The following is a 20813-nucleotide window of genomic DNA, read 5'->3' as shown; positions in this document are numbered from 1 at the left end:
CGCAGGTGGGTTAATGTTTTGCACTGTCCACCTCCTTTTCAAAAAGGCTGCAGATAGCATCCACCTCCTGCCGGCCGGCGGGAAGGATGCTGATGAAACGCTCTGACAATTCAATCAAACCGTCACGACTCAATTGCTCCAGCAATGGCCAGACGGATGAGAAATACATGGGGAACACCAGCCCATAGCGCCGCTCGATGGCACGGATATCCAGCTCCTGATCACACGCCAGTCGCTCCATGACCATTTGCCTGATCTGCTCCCCCGCCTCAAAACGCCAGCCACGTGCAGTCGGCAGCTGGTCGTTGTCCAACTGACGCTGATAGCGCTGAATGGCGTCGGTATTTTGCGTGTACAAATCGTCGATCCGGCTGATGGCGCACACACCGAACCCGATGTGGTCGCAATAGCCGTGACGGGTGAAACCGTCGCAGGTGCGGCTCAAGCGGCCACGCTCCTGAGCGATCGCCAGGTCATCATCGGGCCGGACAAACTGCCCCATGCCGATGTAGTGATACCCCGCTGCCAGCAATTGCTCGAAGCAGATCTGACGCATCGCGCCTTTGTCGTCCTGGCTGCACAACGCCCTGGCCTTGTCACCGAGCACAGGCCGATAGCGGCGTGGCGGCCGTGCATAGTCGAACACCATCAGGCGGTCGGGTTCCAACTCGATAATCGTCGTCAGCTTCAGCGCAAAACTGTCCGGCGTTTGCCAGGCATGGCCAAAACCCAGATCGACATTGATGGAGCGATAACCAAACGTGCGCGCGGCATCGATGAGCGAATGGATCGGTGCCGGATTCTGGTAACAGGCCACGGACATCTCGCACTCGGTGTCGATGTCCGGAACGCCAATGCTGACGTGATTGAATCCCTGGTCGCGCAGCACGCCCATGGTCGACCAATCGGTGTGATGCAAATCCACTTCAACGCTGTAGTCGCCAGACTCATGCGCCAGAAAGTTGAACCGGCGACGCAAATGCCCCATCAGTCGCTGAATATGGGCGATGGTGGGCGTTCCACCGCCCAGGTGAAATTGCTCGACCCGTTGCTCTGGATGGGTGTGGCAACCGACCAGATCGATCTCGTGTTCCAGACGCCGCAAGTACTGCTCGATGGCGCCCTGCTCGCCGCAGGCATCAGCAAGGGTGCAAAAGGATGGCTTGAGGCTGGAAGGCAGGCGCACGTTCAGGGAGAGCGGCCGGCGTTTCTGGCGGCTGACGCGCAAGGCACGAAGCAAATCCAGAGAGCCGATGCCGTTGTGAAACTTTTGCGTATCGGCATGGCAGTTGGGGTCAAGTACGCCCTGATCGCACCGAGCGACAAGCTCGCCAGGGTTGTGAAAGAAATCGAGCATGACGGGTCTCCCAGACTGGCTGCAGATCTTCAGTGTCCGGGATCGGCAATCATCGCTCCTTGATTTGTATCAAGCCGCCAGCCAAGTGCTTGCAGAGGCCGACCATCGGTCACCACGTCAGGTAAAACATGCCCTTGGCCAGCAAGACGATGGCGACCATATGACAGAACAGACTGCCGTGGATGAATTGCAGGTATCGAGCGTTCATGCGCCCGCTTTTGAACAGAATCATGGCCACCAGAAAATGCAGGAGCACGCTCACGGCAACGACGATTTTCACCATCAGCAGCGTGCCGAACGAGGACGCCAGCGGCGTGGCAAGAGCGGGCAAGTAACGCTGCCAGACCATGCCGATCCCCGCGCCGAACAACACCAGCAACACCCACGGCATCAGCGTCCGGGCTCGACGACCGATCCCCTGCTCGACCAGCATCATTACCCTGTCGGGCAATTGCTTGCGGATGCTTTCCAGAAACAGGACCTCGAAGAACACCGTGCCGATGAAGATCAGCGCGGCGAACAGGTGCAATGTCAAAAAAACGGGATAGACCATGAGAGGGATGGCTCTGATGACTCAGCGAGAGGAACATCAATCCCATTGTGTCGCCAGTGCCGGTGAACTTCGGCCCAATGGGAACTCGCGCGCTCATCCGCAAGGGCGCGCGAGTGTTGCTTCACAGAATACAGAGCTGCCCGCCCCATCCGTTTGACACCGATCAAGAAACGTCCCTGTCCCTGATGCGGGCTAGCCCACCGTTCAGTGGGGTGCGCGAGGAATCGTCTTGAGCAGATCTTCAGGGCTGATGTAGCCGACAACCGGCTCCGCGACGCTGCCCGGTAGCGGCAGGTCAAGGATGTGGCCCTTGATCTTGCCGATCACGTGCATTTCGCAAGGTTTGCAGTCGAACTTCAACGTCAGCACCTCATCACCGTGCACCAGTTGCATCGGCGCGACCTTGGTGCGAACGCCGGTGACGCCTTTGGCCTGTTTGGGGCAGAGGTTGAAGGAGAAACGCAGGCAGTGCTTGGTGATCATCACCGGCACTTCTCCGGTTTCCTCGTGGGCCTCGAAGGCTGCATCGATCAGCTTGACGCCGTGACGGTGATAGAAGTCGCGAGCCTTTTGGTTGTAGACGTTGGCCAGGAATGACAGGTGCGATTCCGGGTACACCGGCGGCGGATTTGTCTCGGCCTTGCGACCACCCCGTGGGTGGGCCAGCAGACGGGCCGCGGTCAGCGCTTCGATCACTTCCCGACGCAGGGCCTTGAGCTGCGAGTTGGGGATGAAGAACGCCTGGGTCGCTTCCAGCTTGATGCCGGTAGCGTGGTAGTCGGTGGTGCCCAGTTGGCCGAGCAGATCACGCAGTTGGTCCAGGGCCTGCTCCGGCTTGTTGGCCAGACCGAACGGGCCGTCCAGAGACACGCTGGCACTGACGCCCTCCTCGCTGGTGGCGGTGAGTTGCAGGCGCTGCTCGTCCAGCTGTGCGACCCAGGCCAGACCGATACGACGTTCAGCGGAAGTCTTCTGCAAGGCTTGCTGCCAGTTGTGGTCCAGGTTGCGGCTCAGTGGATGGTTGGGCCGCAGCTTGTACATCCCGTCCGGCATCTCGTTGGGCTCGACACGGTAGCGATAACGCTTCTCGCCCTCTTCAAGAAACTCACCCTTGGGCTCGGCGATGTTGGCGCGAAAGCCCACCACTTCGCGCTTGATCTGCACGTTGAGACCGTCGCCGTTGGACAGCGGCTCAGAGGTCACCACCTGCAAGTCACGCTTGCCCACCTTCTCCACCACGCCCACTGGCAGGCCAGTGAAAGTCGGTGAATCGAAGGCACCGATGTCGACCTTGCGGTCGGTGACAAAGTAGTCGGTGCTGCCACGGTGGAAAGTCTTGTCCGGGTCAGGCACAAAGAAATGCGCAGTGCGGCCACTGGATGCGCGGGCCAGGTCCGGACGATCTTCAAGAACGTCGTCCAGGCGCTGGCGATAGTAGGCCGTGATGTTCTTCACGTAGCCCATGTCCTTGTAGCGCCCTTCGATCTTGAATGAGCGAACACCGGCTTCGACCAACGCGCGAATGTTGGCGCTCTGGTTGTTGTCCTTCATCGACAGCAGGTGTTTTTCGTAGGCGACGACGCGGCCCTGGTCGTCCTTGAGGGTGTACGGCAAACGACAGGCCTGTGAACAGTCGCCACGGTTGGCGCTGCGACCGTTCTGTGCGTGGGAGATGTTGCACTGGCCGGAGAACGCCACACACAACGCGCCGTGGATGAAGAACTCGATGGCCGCATCGGTCTCGTCGGCGATGGCGCGAATCTCTTGCAGATTCAGCTCGCGGGCCAGTACCAGTTGGGAGAAGCCCGCCTGGTCAAGAAACTTCGCCCGTGCCAGGGTGCGGATGTCGGTCTGGGTGCTGGCGTGCAACTCGATCGGCGGAATATCCAGCTCCATCACGCCAAGGTCCTGGACGATCAACGCATCGACGCCGGCATCGTAGAGCTGATGGATCAGCTTGCGGGCTGGCTCCAGCTCATTGTCATGCAGGATCGTGTTGATCGTCGTGAACACCCGGGCGTGGTAGCGCCGGGCGAACTCCACCAGACCGGCGATCTCACTCACTTCGTTACAGGCATTGTGGCGGGCGCCGAAGCTCGGTCCACCGATATAAATGGCGTCGGCACCATGCAGAATCGCCTCGCGAGCGATGCTCACGTCACGGGCAGGGCTGAGCAGTTCCAGGTGATGTTTGGGCAAGGACATATTTTTTATCTGGTTTGTCACGGTCGAGGCACGCATTGTAGCGGGCAAATGTTTGACCGGCATCCGTGGGCTTCTTGGTCAGGGTTGATATCACCTGCCTGTAACAAGCCGAAAGGCGCTACTGGGCCGCAAAAACGACAGCATCACCCGTCACGACTCCGGCGTTGACCTCGGGCAGCTGAGTGGAACGGTGCGTCAGCCACTATTTGAATTTTATTGTCATCAGCAACTCACCAGGAGGCGTTTGTTCAGGAATGCCCAGCAGGTTGAAAGCTACGGGTTCGTTACATATACCCTTCTCCCAGAGCCGTTTCGCTATGGGCGAACTGACGGCTGCAACCACCGAATCAAAAACAAAGTAATTTCGAATCTCAGGACTTACCTCCATCACCGCCTTCAAACCCTCTGCCAGGACGATGTGCGTATTTTTGAACGAGTAATCCTTGTACCCGGGGTAACCACACTCATGAGCCACGAAAAGCCAATCGTGAATGATATAAGCGGGTGCGTACCCCCAAGGGGAATAACCATTGACGCCCCATAAAAATCGAGGAATTGACCCCCCATCGGTATACATGGGGCCAGGGCGAATTACTTCACCATTAGAACGTGTAAATCGAAACGGATCATCCTTGCTTGGAACAAACAGAAAATAGTCATTCTTGATCCAGCGCACATCCAAAGCGCCTTCAAACCGTCCCTCATCGGTTTCGCGATACGATATCGGAGCGCAGGCTTGCAACGTGAGAACAAGAAACACAAGAATTAGAAAGCGCATATCAAGTCCTCCTTGAAAGACGAAAACTTGCCATTAAAGATGGCAAACATCGCACTTCCACTTTACTTCGCCCCTTCAATATTATTTTGGATTGCCTGCTGCCCCCGACTTTTTTCCAGCTTCTCCATCAACATCAAATTATCTTTTGCATACCCGCTATTATAATCGGATACGGCTTTATCAAAATTCTCCTTAGCCTTGTCATTTTCGTTGCGATACATATAGATCAACCCTAGATTATTATAAGCCGCCTCAACCACCTTGGAATCCATATTGCTTTTGTTCTCGATCGCGGTATTGATATCGACAATCGCACCTGCGGTATCACCATTTAAAAACCTGACCCAACCCATAGAGTTATATATTGATGCATCCGCAACATCATTAGTCTCTTTAATAGTTTTGGCTCGCTCAAAATAGTCTATTGATTGTTTATAGTCTCCTTCAAGGGCCGCTGCCTTTCCGAGCGCAGAATACGCATAATAACTTTTCGGATTGGATTCCACGTATGTTTTCAATTTCTCTACGGCGGAGGCATAACCGTTCTCGGAAATTGTTGACTTTATATCCACAGGAAGTTCTAACGAAGCATCGTCAGCACAAGCAAATGGCATCAAAAAAATACCGATGATGGCGATCATGATTTTCATTGCCCGAACCCTCCCATAGGCGTGTGAGTAGGTAGAAGAGTTTTATTGTAATCGCTTAACTCTCCCAGCTTATTAACGAGTCTCTCCACCCCGATTCTTATATTATCCTTATCGCCAACCTGGATTTGTGCAAAACCCTCAACTATCTCAACTTTCGCCTTATCATGACTGACTAAAACAAAGCCTTCATATTGCTTGAGCCCTTCAGGCCAAGGAGAAGGTGTCACCATTACGTTTGCCATGGTTTGATGCGGTGCTGACGTATAAATTTGTGCGCCCACACCTATCAAAAACAGAGCGAGACAAAGCCCCATGAAAATCCTCACTTCCTTGAGAAGCCGCCCAAGAATACCGCCCGCTTTCGACGCTACATCCGGCCCCCACATGGCAAGTGGTTTATTAAGGAGTCTGAATGTCAAAATAGCCATTACTATTGCAGCACCATGAAATCCGACCTTGATGACGTCAAGTAGAATCGGGCTCATACAAACCTCCTGTTTATGGCACTAACGACGGGACTAACAACAACCTATCAATATCAACCAACTCTAAAATGTGATCGCCCTGCCTGAATCCCGATCCCAAAGCAAAAACCTTACGGAAGACACGGCAACCAATAGTCTCTTTGGATCATTTGTGTGTTGCGGTGATTTACCACCGTCAGCAAAGCCAAATAAATAGCCACCACCGGACATGTCTCTGACCTTGGCTTCAGAGGCGGAATAATCATTCAGAAGCGATATGGGCAAGAACTCTTCAGTCTTCAGATCAGACCACCGCTCATAGGATCGGAATACCACAAGCCAGTGACTTGACTTCGAAACCTTGGCGCCTGGACCGTCTAATTTCTCGATAATAAGAGCGAGTGCACGCATTCGGTGCTGCATTTCTGACCGACCGACAGCACGCAACTTATCGAAACATAGGCTGTTGGACAGAGCATTGGTGACATAGTCAGCTCTCATGATGTCGGAAAAGTTGACCATCACGTTCAATCCGTCCGCCACTAAAAATGGTCCATGCTCCCCGTCCCAGCCAGGAACTGGTTGCCCATATATTGCACCCGGGCTATCTGGATGCAGCCCCAGTTCCTCATCTGTCAAAGGGATCGCTGTCGGCGTTTTAGTTCGGTTGAATGTGCGCGATGCATCTGGCGACGCGGCAGCCCACATACCGTTGGCGGCAGCACATAACTTTGCGTCTTCAACAAACGGCGAGCCTAAACCGGCGGTGTGATAATAAGGTGCCGAAAAAACACTGTCTCTGCCGTAGGTGACGTCCCAACCAGGTGCAAAGACATTCGAAGCACCATCCGACAAGGCAGTCGGCACATCGACCACTCGCTCCGTGTGGGCCACCCCCTCCCTGCGTGGTGGTCTGCTGACAGCAGTAACGATAGTGTCATCTGAAGTAAAAATCGGTGCCCCTGTATCAGGGTCAGTCATCCGTGCATTTGCGCCCAACCGTCCTTCACACAATGCAGACGGGCCACCCTCCTCAAAATTACTTGAGAACTTTTTGAGTTCCAGATTTCCAACATATGGGAAAAAGTCAGGGGCCGTAATAATTGAAAAAGCAGGTGTCACGTCGTACTTGTGATCATTACTGCTATACATTGCAGCCACATAGCCATCGCAAATATCATCAAGGTAGAGCGCTATATCATAGCGTCCTGCATCAAGCACCGACTCAAACTCTGTCGCATCAGGAATGCTGATGTTTATGTCATTCACAGCGCCGGTTTCATCACTCAGCTGATGACGCATATTAATGAATTCAGAACAGTTGCGCGGTGAAAGGAACGGCCGTTCGTTTGCCGCCACGACTCCGATGATGGCGGCGGAAATATAGTCGAGGCCTGCGCTGAATAATTTCTGCCCAACACGAAGTGTCGAGTACCTTCTGTTCTCGATATAGGCTTCAATCCCGGGTCCCTTCGGAGGCACCTCAGTGGCACCATGTTGAACCTGGCCGCCACCGGTGCCCATCGACACCTTGACCTCTCGCACAAGTGGTTGAGGTTCTGCGCAGACTGTAAGGGTTGCACCTTTCAATTCGGTGTTGATCAGTAACCCGTCGTTGCGACTTGTGCGCGTATAGGGCGGTTGGCTAAGGTCCGCACTCTTGATGTTCGGTAGTTTTCCGACGGAAAAAAGACGGCGCAGTCGATCAGTGAAGTGGAAAGCAGAAAACTCAACAGTCTCACAGGTAAAGGAGTCCAGTCTCAAACCTGGAAAAAGCTTAACGATCGGAACAAGAAATTGGCGGCTCGAATCGCCAAACTGTGAACCACCTAAATAGCCCCCCTCAAAATCACGACCCTCTACACGCTCGCAAAGGAAGGCAGCATAGCGGGCAGGCATGACACGCACTTCGTGTGATAGATCGGTATCGTGCCGATAGTTGCGTATCGTGGGGTCGTAAAGTGCCGGCGCATTTCCGACACGAGCGATACCAGTGCGACTGAAAACAAGGTCTGCATGCATGCGATGCGGTGTTCCGGCGGCTTCCCGATACTCATAAGCGAAGACGGCCGCCACCCATTTGCGCCGTTGTTGATCAGAAACATCAACCAGGCTGTAGATGTAGTTTTCGACCAGATCCAGATCTTCCTGTGTCGGATAGTCGCTTTGCTCCAAACCTGATGGTTGAACCGCAGGGCTCGCCAGACAGTGATAAAGCAAACTCCTCGCGGGATCACCCGGTTGAATAAGAGCTGCTTTATCCGTACTGAAATCATGGAAGCCAAGGACTGTACGATCCACGGTGAGTTCTGCTGAAAACTCTGTTTGCGCGTTGACACCATGCGCGCCAAGAACCGTTTTCCAACGGGTGGCCAGCAACTTTTCCAGCAGATTACGAACATCTTGTTCAAGCGTCATATGACCACTCCAAAGGTAGTTGCCACTCTTGAAGCAAAGCCTATGGGGTCGTCCCGGCCCGATGCGCTCTGATAGAACGCATTGAGCCGTTGGCAGTCGCCCAGGAACCACCCCGTTATCATTGCGCAGTAATCTTCCAGAGCCTCGGTTGAGTTGCGCCCAAGGTAAACACTCACCGCGTTCGCGGCAGCCATTCCCGAAACCAGGGCTCGATACACCCCCCGAGAAGCCGCAGGATCGAGCTTGCAAGCCGCATCACCCGTTAGTACAAATCGGGGCGAGGCCAATTGATCGGCAATGCGCCAAGTACTGTCGGCCCTGAGGAAGCCCAAACGCGATGTATGAACTTTACGGCGCCCTTCAAAGGTCATCTCACACTCGACGTGTCGACCCGATCCAATATTGGATGTCCACCGCCACCCTTGCGAGCCAAGGTGAAAAGACGGATTCATATCATCATCGACCGAGTCGCTATAGCGGTACGCGACCTCAAGAGGGTTACTCAAACACAGCGCTTCAATACCCGTTTTCTTGCTGAGCCAATTGGCTGAACCGGTACTGTCAATGACAACTCGAGATGTCAATTGACCGCATGTTGAGTTAACTGTGACTAGACCTGCATCGCACAAATCAATTGATCTTGCAGATGCAGGCCGAAAAAGACGAACGCCGGCCCTGGCCGCCGCGGCCAACAACGCCTCGTCCAATTCGATCCGATGCACATGAATGCCACTTTGTGCGAAACCGAAATGATTCAGCCTTTGAGCGTTGTCATCCGTAAATTTGATCGTGTCGTGAGTTGCTTTCGGGAGCTGAGAAAAAGCTTCACTTCCGAGCAATTGAGAAATGAGAAGAGCGGTACCTGGCGCAAGGGATTCTCCAGGTCGGAACCGAGGACCTCCAGAAACTTCGATCACCGCCGTGGACAACCCAAGCTCCGCAGCACGAATCGCTGCCGAAGAGCCTGCTGGCCCACCACCGACCACGATCAAATCAAAGTCCGCCCCAGCACTCTCCATGCCTCTATCTCCCTTGATTCGCTTCCCGGCTCGGGCGGTAGATCGATTTGCATGCCTTGGTAATCCGCCGTTTTGTGAATCGGAGGGAGGCTACATGACGTTAGCCAATGGCCATCACTCTGTCCAATTTCCGCCCCCCCCATGTCGAGGAGCAACTCTGCAAACCAAGTCGCTTGAAAAGGTATTTTCTCTATGAAGCTGTTAGCCTTTTAAGTTTTCTGGTCCCCGCGAGGTAATCCGGTGCAGTTTATTCCTTTAGTTGACGCCAACCCCTCTGTTCAAGCACATGTGCGCACTCTCCGAAACCAGGAGGATGTCCGAAACAACATGTACACCTCCCACGAAATCACCGAAGAGGAGCACGAGGATTGGTTGCGTTCTTTGAAAGGAAACAAGCGCCAAGCAGTGTTCGTGGCCATGAGGAATGAGCAGTCCATCGGTGTCGTTTCACTCAACGCCATAAATGCAGTTCAACAAACCGCCGATTGGGCGTTCTATCTCGACACTGAACATCAAGGGAAAGGCATAGGAAGCATTGTAGAGTTTTGGATGCTTGACTATGCATTCAATGACGCATGCCTGGAAAAGCTCAATTGCGAGGTATTGGAAACTAATTCTGCCGTAATAAAAATGCACCAGAAGTTTGGCTTTGAACTTGAAGGAGTTAGACGCAAGAACATTCTGAAAAACGGAAGCCGAATTGACGTGGTACTGCTCGGCATTACCAAAGAAGAATGGAAAAACAAGCGTCCCACACTTGAGCCGCTGATCTTGCGTCTACGTAAGCAGGAATGACAATCGTGGGAGTTCGACTTGGACGCCCACCCCTACTGGGGTGATGGTGAGGCTCACTGCCTCGGATGGAAGCCCGAAATGCCTCCGGCATATGAGTGGTTCTTGCTTGGCATTTTCGACACTGAAGACAGCCCGTATGTGCAGTGGGCTCGGCGCGAGGTTTCGCCATGATCGCCCTCGCCTGGTTCCCCTACGTGTACTGCGACAAGGCTCCGCGACCAAGAAGTAAGCCCACCCTGACCAGTTGCGGCCACTCAGCATTTCTCTGAAACAGCTGGCAGGGCGAACTACTGGACCTTATTCGAGCAGGCCTTCCTCGTATATCAGCTATTCCCTGATACCCACCGTCAGCGTCCCCGCCGAATTCGTCCGACTGCAAGCCAAAACCTTACGACTCAAATTCTGCCGGTGAATGGCGGGCGAGGAATTCTATTGCCATGCCAAACCCTGTAACCAATGCAGCACTGTCACTGCACCTGTAGAAGAAAACCAGAAAGGATGGGCAGAAAATTGCAGGGCATGCGAGTGAGGACATGACCAGAAACTACCAGCGGGACCACGAGGAAATCGTCTGGGCTGAGGCAATTCCGGACCTGAATATCAGCGAAATCACCGGGTAGTTTTGCGCCAGTTTTGTGCGGGTTTTGCGCAGGCACAAAAAAGCCGATCTAACTGATCGGCTTAAGTGTCTGATTTTACTCAGGGAATATGGTCGGGACGGAGTGATTCGAACACTCGACCCCTAGCACCCCATGCTAGTGCGCTACCGGACTGCGCTACGCCCCGACTAGGCGTGAAACTCGTCCTTCATCTCGAAGAACGTTCAAGAATATATCGCAAGCTTTTGAAAACTGGAAGTATTCAAACGCATGAATTTATTTCTTGAGGACCACCAGCACATCTTCCAATTCGGCGATCATCTGCCGAATCATCTGTTTGTATTGAGTGGTGTCGTCTTTGGCTTCATCGCCGGACAAACGCAAGCGTGCGCCGCCGATGGTGAACCCTTGATCGTAAAGAAGCGCACGGATCTGCCGGATCATCAGCACGTCTTGACGCTGATAATACCGGCGGTTTCCGCGCCGTTTGACGGGGTTGAGTTGAGGAAACTCCTGCTCCCAATAGCGCAGCACGTGCGGTTTTACCGCACACAGCTCGCTGACTTCACCAATGGTGAAGTAGCGTTTGCCTGGGATGACGGGTAGCTCGTCGTTATGACTTGGTTCCAGCATAAGCCTCAACTCGGGCCTTCAACTTCTGCCCTGGACGAAAGGTGACCACACGGCGAGCCGTGATCGGGATTTCTTCACCCGTTTTCGGATTGCGGCCAGGCCGCTGGCGTTTGTCCCGAAGGTCGAAATTGCCGAAACCGGACAATTTGACTTGTTCGTTGTCTTCAAGAGCGTGCCTGATTTCTTCAAAAAACAGTTCGACCAATTCCTTGGCCTCCCGTTTATTCAGGCCCAGCTCTTCATACAGACGTTCCGCCATTTCAGCTTTCGTCAGAGCCCCCATACGTCACTTCCTTAACGTGGCGTTCAACCTTTGTTCGAGCGAGGTGAGGATGTTTTGCGTCGTGGTATTCACCTCATCGTCATTAAGAGTGCGCGATGGATGCTGCCAGGTCAAGCCGACTGCAAGGCTTTTTCTATCAGGATCAATGCCTTTACCCTGATACACGTCAAATAGCCTGAGGTCCGTCAGCCATTCCCCTGCATTTTCACGGATTACGTCCAGTACAGCACTGGCCGCGACGTCTTTTTCGGCGATCAGCGCAAGGTCACGACGCACTTCAGGAAAGCGCGACAACTCCTGGAATTTAGGCATTTTACCCAACGCCACTTCGGCCAGAACCAGCTCGAAAACGAAGACCGGACGGTCGAGACCGAGGGTTTTCGACAATTCAGGGTGGATTGCGCCAACGAAACCTACCAAACGACCTTCGCGCTCGATGCGTGCGGTTTGACCCGGGTGCAACGCTGGGTGTTTGCCCGGCACGAACGTGAACGAATCCAGTGCACCGGCGAAGCCCAGAACCGCTTCCACGTCAGCTTTCACGTCGAAGAAATCCACGACGTCGCGGCCTTGCGCCCAGCCTTCCGGAAGACGAGTACCGCAAACGACACCCGCCAGCATCGGCTCTTGCTTCAAGCCTTCCAGCTGACCGACAAAACGCAGACCGCTTTCGAACAGACGCACGCGATCCTGTTGACGGTTCAGGTTGTGCTGAAGCGCCTTGACCAGACCAGGCCACAGGGACGAGCGCATGGCCGCCATGTCGTTGGAAATCGGGTTAGCCAGCAGCAGCGGCTCGACACCCGGATTAAACAACTCGAATTGTTTCGGATCGATGAAGCTGTAAGTGATCGCTTCCTGATAACCGCGAGCCACCAGCAGGCGACGCAGTTCAGGCAGATCGCTACGCGCTTCAGCCTTGGCTTGCGGCGCCAGGCGGGCTTGTGGATAGCGAACCGGCAGACGGTTGTAACCGTACAGACGGGCCAGCTCTTCGATCAGGTCGACTTCGAGGCTGATGTCGAAGCGATGGCTCGGCACTTCAACGCGCCACTGCCCTGCCCCATCGGCAGAAATCTTCAGACCCAGGCCGCTGAGCAGTCGCTCGACTTCGGCCGAATCCATTTCCATACCCAGCATCTGAGTGATGCGTTGCGCACGCAGAGTAACCGGCGCAATCGAAGGCAGGTGCTGTTCGCTGACGGTCTCGATGATCGGACCGGCTTCGCCGCCAGTGATGTCCAGCAGCAGGCCAGTGGCGCGCTCCATGGCTTCACGGGCCAGTTGCCAGTCCACGCCACGCTCGTAGCGGTGCGAGGCGTCGGTGTGCAGGCCGTAGGAACGAGCCTTGCCAGCCACGGCGATCTGATCGAAGAACGCACTTTCAAGGAAAATGTCACGAGTGGTCGCGGTGTTGACGCCGCTGTGCTCGCCGCCCATTACGCCGGCGATTGCCAGAGCGCGGGTGTGGTCGGCGATCACCAGCGTATCGCTACGCAGGCTGACTTCCTGACCGTCGAGCAGCACCAGCTTCTCGCCTTCTTCGGCCATACGTACGCGGATGCCGCCATTGATTTCGGCGAGATCGAACGCATGCAGCGGTTGACCCAGTTCCAACATCACGTAGTTAGTGATGTCGACGGCCGCATCAATGCTGCGCACATCGGCGCGACGCAGGCGCTCGACCATCCACAGCGGCGTAGGCTTGGACAGGTCGACGTTGCGGATCACTCGACCCAGGTAACGCGGGCAAGCGGCTGGTGCCAGCACCTCAACCGAACGCACTTCATCGTGCACGGCTGGAACGGTCACCACGACCGGGCGAGTGACTTCAGCGGCGTACAGCGCGCCGACTTCACGGGCCAGACCGGCCAGGGACAGGCAGTCGCCGCGGTTCGGGGTCAGGTCGACCTCGATGCTGGCGTCGTCCAGGTTCAGGTATTCACGAATGTCCTGACCGACCGGCGCATCGACCGGCAACTCCATCAGGCCATCGTTGCCTTCGCCCACTTGCAGTTCAGCTTGCGAGCACAGCATGCCGTTGGACTCAACGCCACGCAGTTTGGCTTTCTTGATTTTGAAGTCGCCCGGCAGTTCGGCACCGATCATGGCAAACGGGATCTTCAGGCCCGGACGCACGTTTGGCGCACCGCACACGACCTGAAAAGTCTCCGAGCCATTGCTGACCTGGCAAACACGCAACTTGTCAGCGTCCGGGTGCTGCTCGGTGCTCAGCACCTCGCCCACCACCACACCGCTGAATTCACCGGCGGCCGGCGTAACGCTATCGACCTCAAGACCGGCCATCGACAGACGGGCAACCAGCTCGTCGCGACTTACCTGCGGGCTAACCCAGCCACGCAGCCATTGTTCACTGAATTTCATCCTGCTCTCCTAAGAATTCGTTACGACTAGCGAAATTGCGCGAGGAACCGCAAGTCGTTGTCGAAGAACAGACGCAAGTCGTTCACGCCGTAACGCAGCATGGCCAGACGCTCAACGCCCATGCCGAAGGCAAAGCCCGAAAACTCTTCCGGGTCGATCCCGGACATGCGCAGCACGTTCGGGTGAACCATGCCGCAGCCCATCACTTCCAGCCAGCCAGTCTGTTTGCAGACACGGCAGCCTTTGCCGCTGCACATCACGCATTCCATGTCGACTTCAGCGGATGGCTCGGTGAACGGGAAGTACGAAGGGCGGAAACGCACGGCCAGTTCTTTTTCGAAGAACACGCGCAGGAATTCTTCGATGGTCCCTTTCAGGTCGGCGAAGTTGATATCGCGATCGACCAGCAGGCCTTCGACCTGGTGGAACATCGGCGAGTGGGTGATATCGGAGTCGCTACGGTACACACGGCCTGGGCAGACGATGCGGATCGGTGGCTGTTTCGATTCCATGGTGCGGACCTGTACCGGCGAGGTATGGGTGCGCAACAACATGTTGGCATTGAAATAGAAGGTGTCATGCATCGACCGGGCCGGGTGATGGCCTGGGATGTTGAGCGCTTCGAAGTTGTGGTAATCGTCTTCGACCTCAGGGCCTTCGGCGATGCCGTAGCCGATGTGGGTGAAGAACTGTTCGATACGTTCCAGAGTGCGAGTAACCGGATGCAGACCACCCGAGGTCTGGCCACGGCCAGGCAGGGTCACGTCAATGGACTCGGCAGACAGTTTGGCGGCCAGGTCGGCCTCTTCAAACAGTGCCTTGCGGGCATTGAGAACCTCTGTGACACGCTCCTTGGCAACGTTGATCAGGGCGCCGACTTGCGGACGCTCTTCTGCCGGCAAATTCCCCAGGGTCTTCATCACCTGAGTCAATTCACCCTTTTTGCCAAGGTAGTGAACCCGGATTTGCTCCAGGGCATTGATATCTTCAGCGCTTTGCACAGCCTCTAGTGCTTGAGAGACGAGCGCATCCAGGTTTTCCATGTACAGACTCCAGATACAAAATAGGGGAAGAGCTTGAAGGCTCTTCCCCTATTTATGACGTTTAACACCTGACCCCACAGAGGTGAGGCCGGGTGACTGTCGGGGGTACTTAAGCCAAGGTGGCTTTAGCTTTCTCGACAATCGCAGCAAACGCCGCTTTTTCGTTCACTGCCAGATCAGCCAGAACCTTACGGTCGATCTCGATGGACGCTTTTTTCAGGCCGGCGATGAAACGGCTGTAGGACAGACCGTTGATACGTGCACCAGCGTTGATACGAGCGATCCACAGAGCGCGGAACTGACGTTTTTTCTGACGACGGTCACGGTAGGCGTATTGGCCTGCCTTGATTACCGCTTGCTTGGCAACACGGAATACGCGCGAGCGAGCGCCGTAGTAGCCTTTAGCAAGTTTCAGAATTTTTTTGTGACGTTTACGGGCAATGACGCCACGCTTTACACGAGCCATGAGTTACTTCCTCTATTCTTGACTAAAATTAACGAAGGCGCAGCATGCGCTCGACTTTTGCCACGTCAGACGGATGCAGCAAGCTGCTACCGCGCAGTTGACGCTTACGCTTGGTCGACATTTTAGTCAGGATGTGGCTCTTGAAAGCGTGCTTGTGCTTGATACCGTTAGCAGTTTTCAGAAACCGCTTAGCAGCACCACTTTTCGTTTTCATTTTTGGCATGTTCGGATACTCCGCATTCAGTTGATAAACATAATCAGAAGGCCTGCCGTGCCCTGTTGATTACTTCTTCTTTTTCGGGGCGATGACCATGATCAGCTGGCGTCCTTCCATCTTAGGATGCTGTTCGACCGAACCGTACTCGAGCAAGTCACCTTCAACTCGCTTGAGGAGTTCCATCCCCAGCTCCTGGTGGGCCATCTCACGGCCGCGGAATCGCAAGGATACCTTGGCCCTGTCCCCATCACTCAGGAAACGTACCAGGTTGCGCAGTTTTACCTGGTAATCCCCTTCCTCCGTCCCTGGACGAAACTTGATTTCTTTAACCTGAATCTGCTTCTGGTTTTTCTTGGCCGCGGCAATCTGCTTCTTCTTCTCGAAGATCGATTTGCCGTAGTCCATCAGTTTGCAAACAGGGGGTACTGCATCGGCGGAAATCTCCACCAAATCCAGCTTGGCCTCTTCAGCCTTAAGAAGCGCGTCTTCAATTGACACAATCCCAAGCTGTTCACCTTCAGCCCCAATTAACCGAACCTCGCGTGCCGAGATATTCTCGTTGATCGGGGCTTTCGGTGCAGCTCGTTTATCTTGTCTCATTTCACGCTTAATAATAATTACTCCGAATCTGGGCGACCACGCCGGGAAACCGCTTGCGCGAGAAACTCAGCGAACTGGGCGACGGGCATCGAGCCCAGGTCAGCACCTTCACGAGTACGCACAGCGACAGTCTGCATCTCGACTTCCCGATCTCCGATAACCAAGAGATAGGGAACCTTGAGCAAAGTATGCTCGCGGATTTTAAAGCCGATCTTTTCATTTCTCAAGTCAGACTTGGCACGAAATCCGCTTTCGTTGAGAGTTTTTTCAACCTCGGCGGCAAAATCGGCCTGTTTGTCAGTGATGTTCATGATCACTGCCTGGGTCGGAGCCAGCCACGCAGGGAATGCACCCTCGTAGTGCTCGATCAGGATTCCGACGAAACGTTCGAAGGATCCGAGGATCGCCCGGTGCAACATCACCGGATGCTTGCGACTGTTGTCTTCGGAGACGTATTCGGCTCCCAGACGGACAGGCAGGTTAAAATCGAGCTGCAGGGTACCACACTGCCAGACGCGACCAAGGCAATCTTTCAGCGAGAACTCGATCTTCGGACCGTAGAACGCACCCTCCCCCGGCTGCAGATCGTACGGCAGGCCAGCGCTATCAAGGGCTGCAGCCAATGCGGCTTCGGCGCGATCCCACAGCTCGTCGGAACCGACGCGTTTTTCCGGACGAGTGGACAGCTTCATCTCGACGTCTTTGAAGCCGAAGTCGGCGTAGACGTCCATGGTCAGCTTGATGAACGCAGCGGATTCGGCCTGCATCTGCTCTTCGGTGCAGAAGATGTGGGCGTCGTCCTGAGTGAACGCACGCACACGCATGATGCCGTGCAGCGCACCCGATGGCTCGTTACGGTGGCAGGCACCGAACTCGGCCAGGCGCATCGGCAACTCGCGGTAGCTTTTCAGGCCCTGGTTGAACACTTGCACGTGGCAAGGGCAGTTCATTGGCTTGATGGCGTAGTCGCGGTTTTCCGACTGAGTGGTGAACATGTTGTCGGCGTAGTTGGCCCAGTGCCCGGATTTCTCCCACAGGCTGCGGTCAACGACTTGTGGAGTCTTGATCTCCAGGTAGCCGTTGTCGCGCTGAACCTTGCGCATGTACTGCTCGAGTACCTGATACAGCGTCCAGCCGTTCGGGTGCCAGAACACCATGCCCGGCGACTCTTCCTGGGTGTGGAACAGGCCCAGGCGCTTGCCGATCTTGCGGTGATCGCGCTTTTCAGCTTCTTCGATGCGCTGGATGTAAGCCGCCAGCTGCTTCTTGTCCGCCCATGCGGTGCCGTAGACGCGCTGCAATTGCTCGTTTTTGGCATCGCCGCGCCAGTAGGCGCCGGACAACTTGGTCAGCTTGAAGGATTTCAGGAAGCGGGTGTTCGGCACGTGCGGACCGCGGCACATGTCGACGTATTCTTCGTGATAGTACAGGCCCATGGCCTGTTCGTTCGGCATGTCCTCGACCAGGCGCAGCTTGTAGTCTTCGCCACGAGCCTTGAACACTTCGATCACTTCGGCGCGCGGAGTGACTTTCTTGATCACGTCGTAATCTTTTTCGATCAGCTGTTGCATGCGCTGTTCGATGGCGGCCAGGTCGTCCGGAGTAAAAGGACGCTCGAAGGCGATGTCGTAATAGAAGCCTTCGTCGATGACCGGGCCGATGACCATTTTGGCGGTCGGATACAGCTGCTTGACCGCATGGCCAACCAGGTGGGCGCAAGAGTGGCGAATGATCTCCAGCCCCTCTTCATCCTTTGGCGTAATGATTTGCAGCGTAGCGTCGGCGCTGATGATGTCGCTGGCGTCGACCAGCTTGCCATCGACCTTGCCGGCCACGGTGGCCTTGGCCAGACCTGCACCAATGGATGCGGCGACCTCGGCTACGGAAACCGGGTGATCGAATGAACGTTGACTGCCGTCGGGAAGAGTAATAGTTGGCATGGCGCCTCCTCTCCTAGTGGTGACCCCTACCAAAGGTCACGTGGGTTGGGATGAGCCAGTACAAGATCCGGTCCAGGCCATTCAATGACGAACGCCTGCCTTACAGCGGCAGGAGCCTTGCGGCCAACCGGAAAACCGAACCAGAGTGACTGGGATTCAAATCAGGGTTATTCGAACATCTGCCGCCACCGTGACTGAAGGTCTGCGGAGCTTGCAAATACCCGAGCCAGGCATGCTAGCACAGATGAACGGTCGTCGCGGTGCCGAGGTTTTCTGCTGGGGCAAATCAGTCCTTTTTATGCCAGAGTGCTGAACTTGAACCCCGCTTTACCCCTCAGATAACAAGACATTGACCCACAAGGAGCATCCCAGCATGCGTCTGAATCGTTTGTTCGCAGTAGTCGCCCCCATCGTCCTGTTGCTGCCGTTGGCCGCCCATGCCGATTGGCCGAAGGGCGAGCGCGAGAAATACATGGCTCAGTGCACCGAAGCGGCCACCCCACAGATCGGCGCTGCGGCTGCAAAAGCCCACTGCGCTTGTGGTGCCGATGCAATCAAGTCATACCCGGCCAGCGACATTCAGTCGTTGATGGACAACAAGGCCAGCGACGCACTGAAACAAAAAGCGCTGACCCAGATTTCCGCGTGCAAGGCCGATAACAAGGCGAAAAAATAAGCCCGAAAGGACGCTTTGAAGGCCTCAACAGCCGATGAAAAGCCCCTGAAAAGCACTTTTTCGTACAATTTATGCAGGTTTTACAGGTTTTTTTATCGTCTTTACTTTCGGCTGAAAGCCTTTTAAATCGGGGCTTTCAGCCATATCAGGCAACAAAGAAAGCGCGACTGTAGGGCAAACAGCACGCCCGGGGGGCTCCCAAAGCGAACATTTCGACTATGATACCCCGGTGTGCCCAGTTGGCCTGAGCAGCACAGTACTACTGAAAATATATGTTTCTTGGAGATACACCATGTCTAATCGCCAAACCGGCACCGTTAAATGGTTCAACGATGAAAAAGGCTTCGGCTTCATCACTCCTCAAGGTGGCGGTGACGACCTGTTCGTACACTTCAAAGCTATCGAAAGCGACGGTTTCAAAAGCCTGAAAGAAGGCCAGACTGTTTCCTTCGTGGCTGAGAAAGGCCAAAAGGGTATGCAAGCTGCTCAAGTTCGCCCAGAGTAATTTCTCGGCGCACTAAAAAAACCCCGTCCATGTGACGGGGTTTTTTATGGGTGAAGCAAAAGCCGGACGCTATCAGCCGCAGTTGATGCGCGTGATCACCAGGTTGGCATCGGTGTTCAGGTTCAAGCGGTCGGAGCGGTACTCCAGCGTCACCATATCGTCAGGCTTGAGGATACGGGCATTCTGCGCGCCTGCGCGAACACGCGCCTGTTCCAGCAGCGCGGGCGAAGCCTTTTTGCCAATGGTGAATTCGGCAGCCTTTGCTTCGCATCGACTGTGGCCGGTATCCGTCGTCGTGACAGGGTCTGTTGCCGATTCGGTAGATGTGCTGCTGCAACCTGCCAGCAGACTAGCGGCCAACAAAGTACCCAATGACGCGAGCTTCCAAGGCATGAAGCCTCCTTTTTTCAATAGTTAAGCTGAGATCGTGCGACCGCCAATCTGGCGTTTGGTTTCACAGGCAGCGCCAGCGCCCTGCCCTCGACCCGGACAAGCGGCGAGTTTGCCTGAGCACTCCCGGTCATTCACCCCGCAATCGTGACTGAATATGACCTGCGTTCAATAAATATCGATGTAATCGAATGGTGGTGATGGCCAGTTCTCTTTCAGCGCATTGAAGATCTGCATGACCCACACCTCGTCACTGGCCGCGACCAATCCCACATACCCCGAGCCCTTGGCCCACGTCTCCAGACGAAACAGCAGCCCGCCGATGTCCGTGCCGCCCACGACACCCGATGAAATGTAAGCGATGCCTCCCTTGGTCACCCGCAATTGGGTGTGCTCATCATCACTGGCAGAGCCCAGCAGCTGGCGCACCGCCTCAAGGGTCAAGCCGTCAGGAGAGTTCAAATCAATCTGCACAGCACGGTCCTTGAAAAATCATCAAAAACCAAGTGTCGCATAGCCTTTCCCTCATGCCTAAGTCGGAGTGCCAAACACTCTGCAAAATGCTTAACTCTCCCCCAGACTTTCCCGAACTCACGAGCACCATCATGACCACCGTAAGCATCGACGCCGACATCAAAGCCAAGTGGCCACAAGGCCACAGCTCTTACAGCCCGGGCAGTCCGGAAGAGCTGGCAATCATTGGTATCGATCTATTGGTCAAGGAGCTGGGGACTGAAGCGGCGCAAACCTTCATCGCACAGGTATTCGAGAAGTACCCGGCCGACTACAAGGGCGCTGAATACAACGAAAGGGAGTAACCCCGCAGGCTGGCACCTG

At 55.1% G+C, this 20813-nt stretch carries 22 protein-coding genes, 1 tRNA gene and 1 pseudogene; 5 read left to right on the top strand and 19 right to left on the bottom strand.

The genetic code is table 11. The annotated features are described in order from the left end of the window. Positions 1–10: 10 nt before the first annotated feature. The 8 genes from IB254_RS26375 to IB254_RS26340 form a co-directional block, all read right to left on the bottom strand. Positions 11–1357 (bottom strand): coproporphyrinogen III oxidase, encoded by a 1347-nt coding sequence (locus tag IB254_RS26375; protein WP_192420318.1) that lies wholly within the window; start codon positions 1355–1357, stop codon positions 11–13. Positions 1358–1466: 109 nt separating this feature from the next. Beyond that, the gene (locus IB254_RS26370; RefSeq protein ID WP_008032069.1) at positions 1467–1910 is read right to left on the bottom strand and encodes a CopD family copper resistance protein; all 444 of its coding nucleotides are present in this window, start codon (positions 1908–1910) and stop codon (positions 1467–1469) included. Positions 1911–2114: 204 nt separating this feature from the next. Beyond that, on the bottom strand, positions 2115–4115 hold the full coding sequence (locus IB254_RS26365; RefSeq protein WP_032832365.1) for a peptidase U32 family protein: 2001 nt from the start codon (positions 4113–4115) through the stop codon (positions 2115–2117). Between the two features lie 202 nt (positions 4116–4317). Beyond that, the gene (locus IB254_RS26360; protein WP_192420316.1) at positions 4318–4893 is read right to left on the bottom strand and encodes a DUF1353 domain-containing protein; all 576 of its coding nucleotides are present in this window, start codon (positions 4891–4893) and stop codon (positions 4318–4320) included. A gap of 62 nt (positions 4894–4955) precedes the next feature. Further along, the gene (locus tag IB254_RS26355; protein WP_192420314.1) at positions 4956–5543 is read right to left on the bottom strand and encodes a tetratricopeptide repeat protein; all 588 of its coding nucleotides are present in this window, start codon (positions 5541–5543) and stop codon (positions 4956–4958) included. Continuing rightward, positions 5540–6028 carry a hypothetical protein gene (locus tag IB254_RS26350; RefSeq protein WP_192420312.1) on the bottom strand — a complete coding sequence of 163 codons (489 nt, stop codon included), beginning with the start codon at positions 6026–6028 and terminating at the stop codon, positions 5540–5542. The genes IB254_RS26355 and IB254_RS26350 overlap by 4 nt, the downstream gene beginning before the upstream one ends. A gap of 63 nt (positions 6029–6091) precedes the next feature. Next, complete coding sequence (locus IB254_RS26345; protein WP_192420310.1) at positions 6092–8425, bottom strand: hypothetical protein; 2334 nt, start codon at positions 8423–8425, stop codon at positions 6092–6094. After that, positions 8422–9444: an NAD(P)/FAD-dependent oxidoreductase gene (locus IB254_RS26340; RefSeq protein ID WP_192420308.1), complete on the bottom strand. Its 1023-nt coding sequence runs from the start codon at positions 9442–9444 to the stop codon at positions 8422–8424. Before IB254_RS26340 ends, IB254_RS26345 begins: the two co-directional genes overlap by 4 nt. Positions 9445–9684: 240 nt before the next feature. On the opposite strand from IB254_RS26340, the gene pseH reads away from it, so the two are divergent. Continuing rightward, on the top strand, positions 9685–10239 hold the full coding sequence (gene pseH, locus IB254_RS26335) for a UDP-4-amino-4,6-dideoxy-N-acetyl-beta-L-altrosamine N-acetyltransferase (protein WP_192420306.1): 555 nt from the start codon (positions 9685–9687) through the stop codon (positions 10237–10239). Between the two features lie 461 nt (positions 10240–10700). Further along, positions 10701–10859, top strand: a pseudogene (locus tag IB254_RS29585) (integrase); the annotation flags it as partial. An 89-nt stretch (positions 10860–10948) separates the two neighbouring features. Here IB254_RS29585 and IB254_RS26330 read toward each other — a convergent pair. From IB254_RS26330 to thrS, 9 genes are all read right to left on the bottom strand, one after another. Next, a tRNA-Pro gene (locus IB254_RS26330) sits at positions 10949–11025 on the bottom strand. 89 nt (positions 11026–11114) lie between these two features. Beyond that, on the bottom strand, positions 11115–11471 hold the full coding sequence (locus IB254_RS26325) for a MerR family transcriptional regulator (protein WP_003179985.1): 357 nt from the start codon (positions 11469–11471) through the stop codon (positions 11115–11117). After that, positions 11452–11754 (bottom strand): integration host factor subunit alpha, encoded by a 303-nt coding sequence (gene ihfA, locus IB254_RS26320; RefSeq protein ID WP_002553164.1) that lies wholly within the window; start codon positions 11752–11754, stop codon positions 11452–11454. Before ihfA ends, IB254_RS26325 begins: the two co-directional genes overlap by 20 nt. 3 nt (positions 11755–11757) lie before the next feature. Next, positions 11758–14139 (bottom strand): phenylalanine--tRNA ligase subunit beta, encoded by a 2382-nt coding sequence (pheT, locus tag IB254_RS26315; RefSeq protein WP_192420304.1) that lies wholly within the window; start codon positions 14137–14139, stop codon positions 11758–11760. 26 nt (positions 14140–14165) lie between these two features. After that, positions 14166–15182, bottom strand: a complete 1017-nt coding sequence (pheS, locus tag IB254_RS26310; RefSeq protein ID WP_007905876.1) for a phenylalanine--tRNA ligase subunit alpha — start codon at positions 15180–15182, stop codon at positions 14166–14168. A gap of 109 nt (positions 15183–15291) precedes the next feature. After that, positions 15292–15648: a 50S ribosomal protein L20 gene (rplT, locus tag IB254_RS26305; RefSeq protein WP_007905879.1), complete on the bottom strand. Its 357-nt coding sequence runs from the start codon at positions 15646–15648 to the stop codon at positions 15292–15294. A gap of 28 nt (positions 15649–15676) precedes the next feature. Continuing rightward, entirely contained in the window at positions 15677–15871 is a 195-nt protein-coding gene (rpmI, locus tag IB254_RS26300) for a 50S ribosomal protein L35 (RefSeq protein ID WP_002553160.1), read from the bottom strand. A gap of 60 nt (positions 15872–15931) precedes the next feature. Next, positions 15932–16483: a translation initiation factor IF-3 gene (gene infC / locus IB254_RS26295; RefSeq protein WP_172435341.1), complete on the bottom strand. Its 552-nt coding sequence runs from the start codon at positions 16481–16483 to the stop codon at positions 15932–15934. Continuing rightward, entirely contained in the window at positions 16483–18405 is a 1923-nt protein-coding gene (gene thrS, locus IB254_RS26290; RefSeq protein WP_008023971.1) for a threonine--tRNA ligase, read from the bottom strand. Before thrS ends, infC begins: the two co-directional genes overlap by 1 nt. A 373-nt stretch (positions 18406–18778) precedes the next feature. On the opposite strand from thrS, the gene IB254_RS26285 reads away from it, so the two are divergent. Further along, entirely contained in the window at positions 18779–19081 is a 303-nt protein-coding gene (locus tag IB254_RS26285) for a hypothetical protein (protein ID WP_192420302.1), read from the top strand. A gap of 292 nt (positions 19082–19373) precedes the next feature. After that, a complete protein-coding gene (locus IB254_RS26280) occupies positions 19374–19586 on the top strand; it encodes a cold-shock protein (protein WP_003179963.1) in 213 nt (70 codons plus the stop codon). Between the two features lie 72 nt (positions 19587–19658). Here the strand turns inward: IB254_RS26280 and IB254_RS26275 are convergent, their stop codons facing one another. Beyond that, positions 19659–19979 (bottom strand): I78 family peptidase inhibitor, encoded by a 321-nt coding sequence (locus IB254_RS26275; RefSeq protein WP_008037562.1) that lies wholly within the window; start codon positions 19977–19979, stop codon positions 19659–19661. A 165-nt stretch (positions 19980–20144) separates the two neighbouring features. Then, on the bottom strand, positions 20145–20450 hold the full coding sequence (locus tag IB254_RS26270; protein WP_192420300.1) for a hypothetical protein: 306 nt from the start codon (positions 20448–20450) through the stop codon (positions 20145–20147). A 131-nt stretch (positions 20451–20581) separates the two neighbouring features. On the opposite strand from IB254_RS26270, the gene IB254_RS26265 reads away from it, so the two are divergent. Beyond that, positions 20582–20794 carry a hypothetical protein gene (locus IB254_RS26265; protein WP_008023978.1) on the top strand — a complete coding sequence of 71 codons (213 nt, stop codon included), beginning with the start codon at positions 20582–20584 and terminating at the stop codon, positions 20792–20794. Positions 20795–20813 lie beyond the last annotated feature (19 nt).

The sequence above is a fragment of the Pseudomonas sp. PDM03 genome, from assembly GCF_014852385.1.
GTDB classification, from domain to species: domain Bacteria; phylum Pseudomonadota; class Gammaproteobacteria; order Pseudomonadales; family Pseudomonadaceae; genus Aquipseudomonas; species Aquipseudomonas migulae.
Note: the sequence above shows the minus strand (reverse complement) of the source record. Positions and strands in the feature narration are given on the sequence as shown.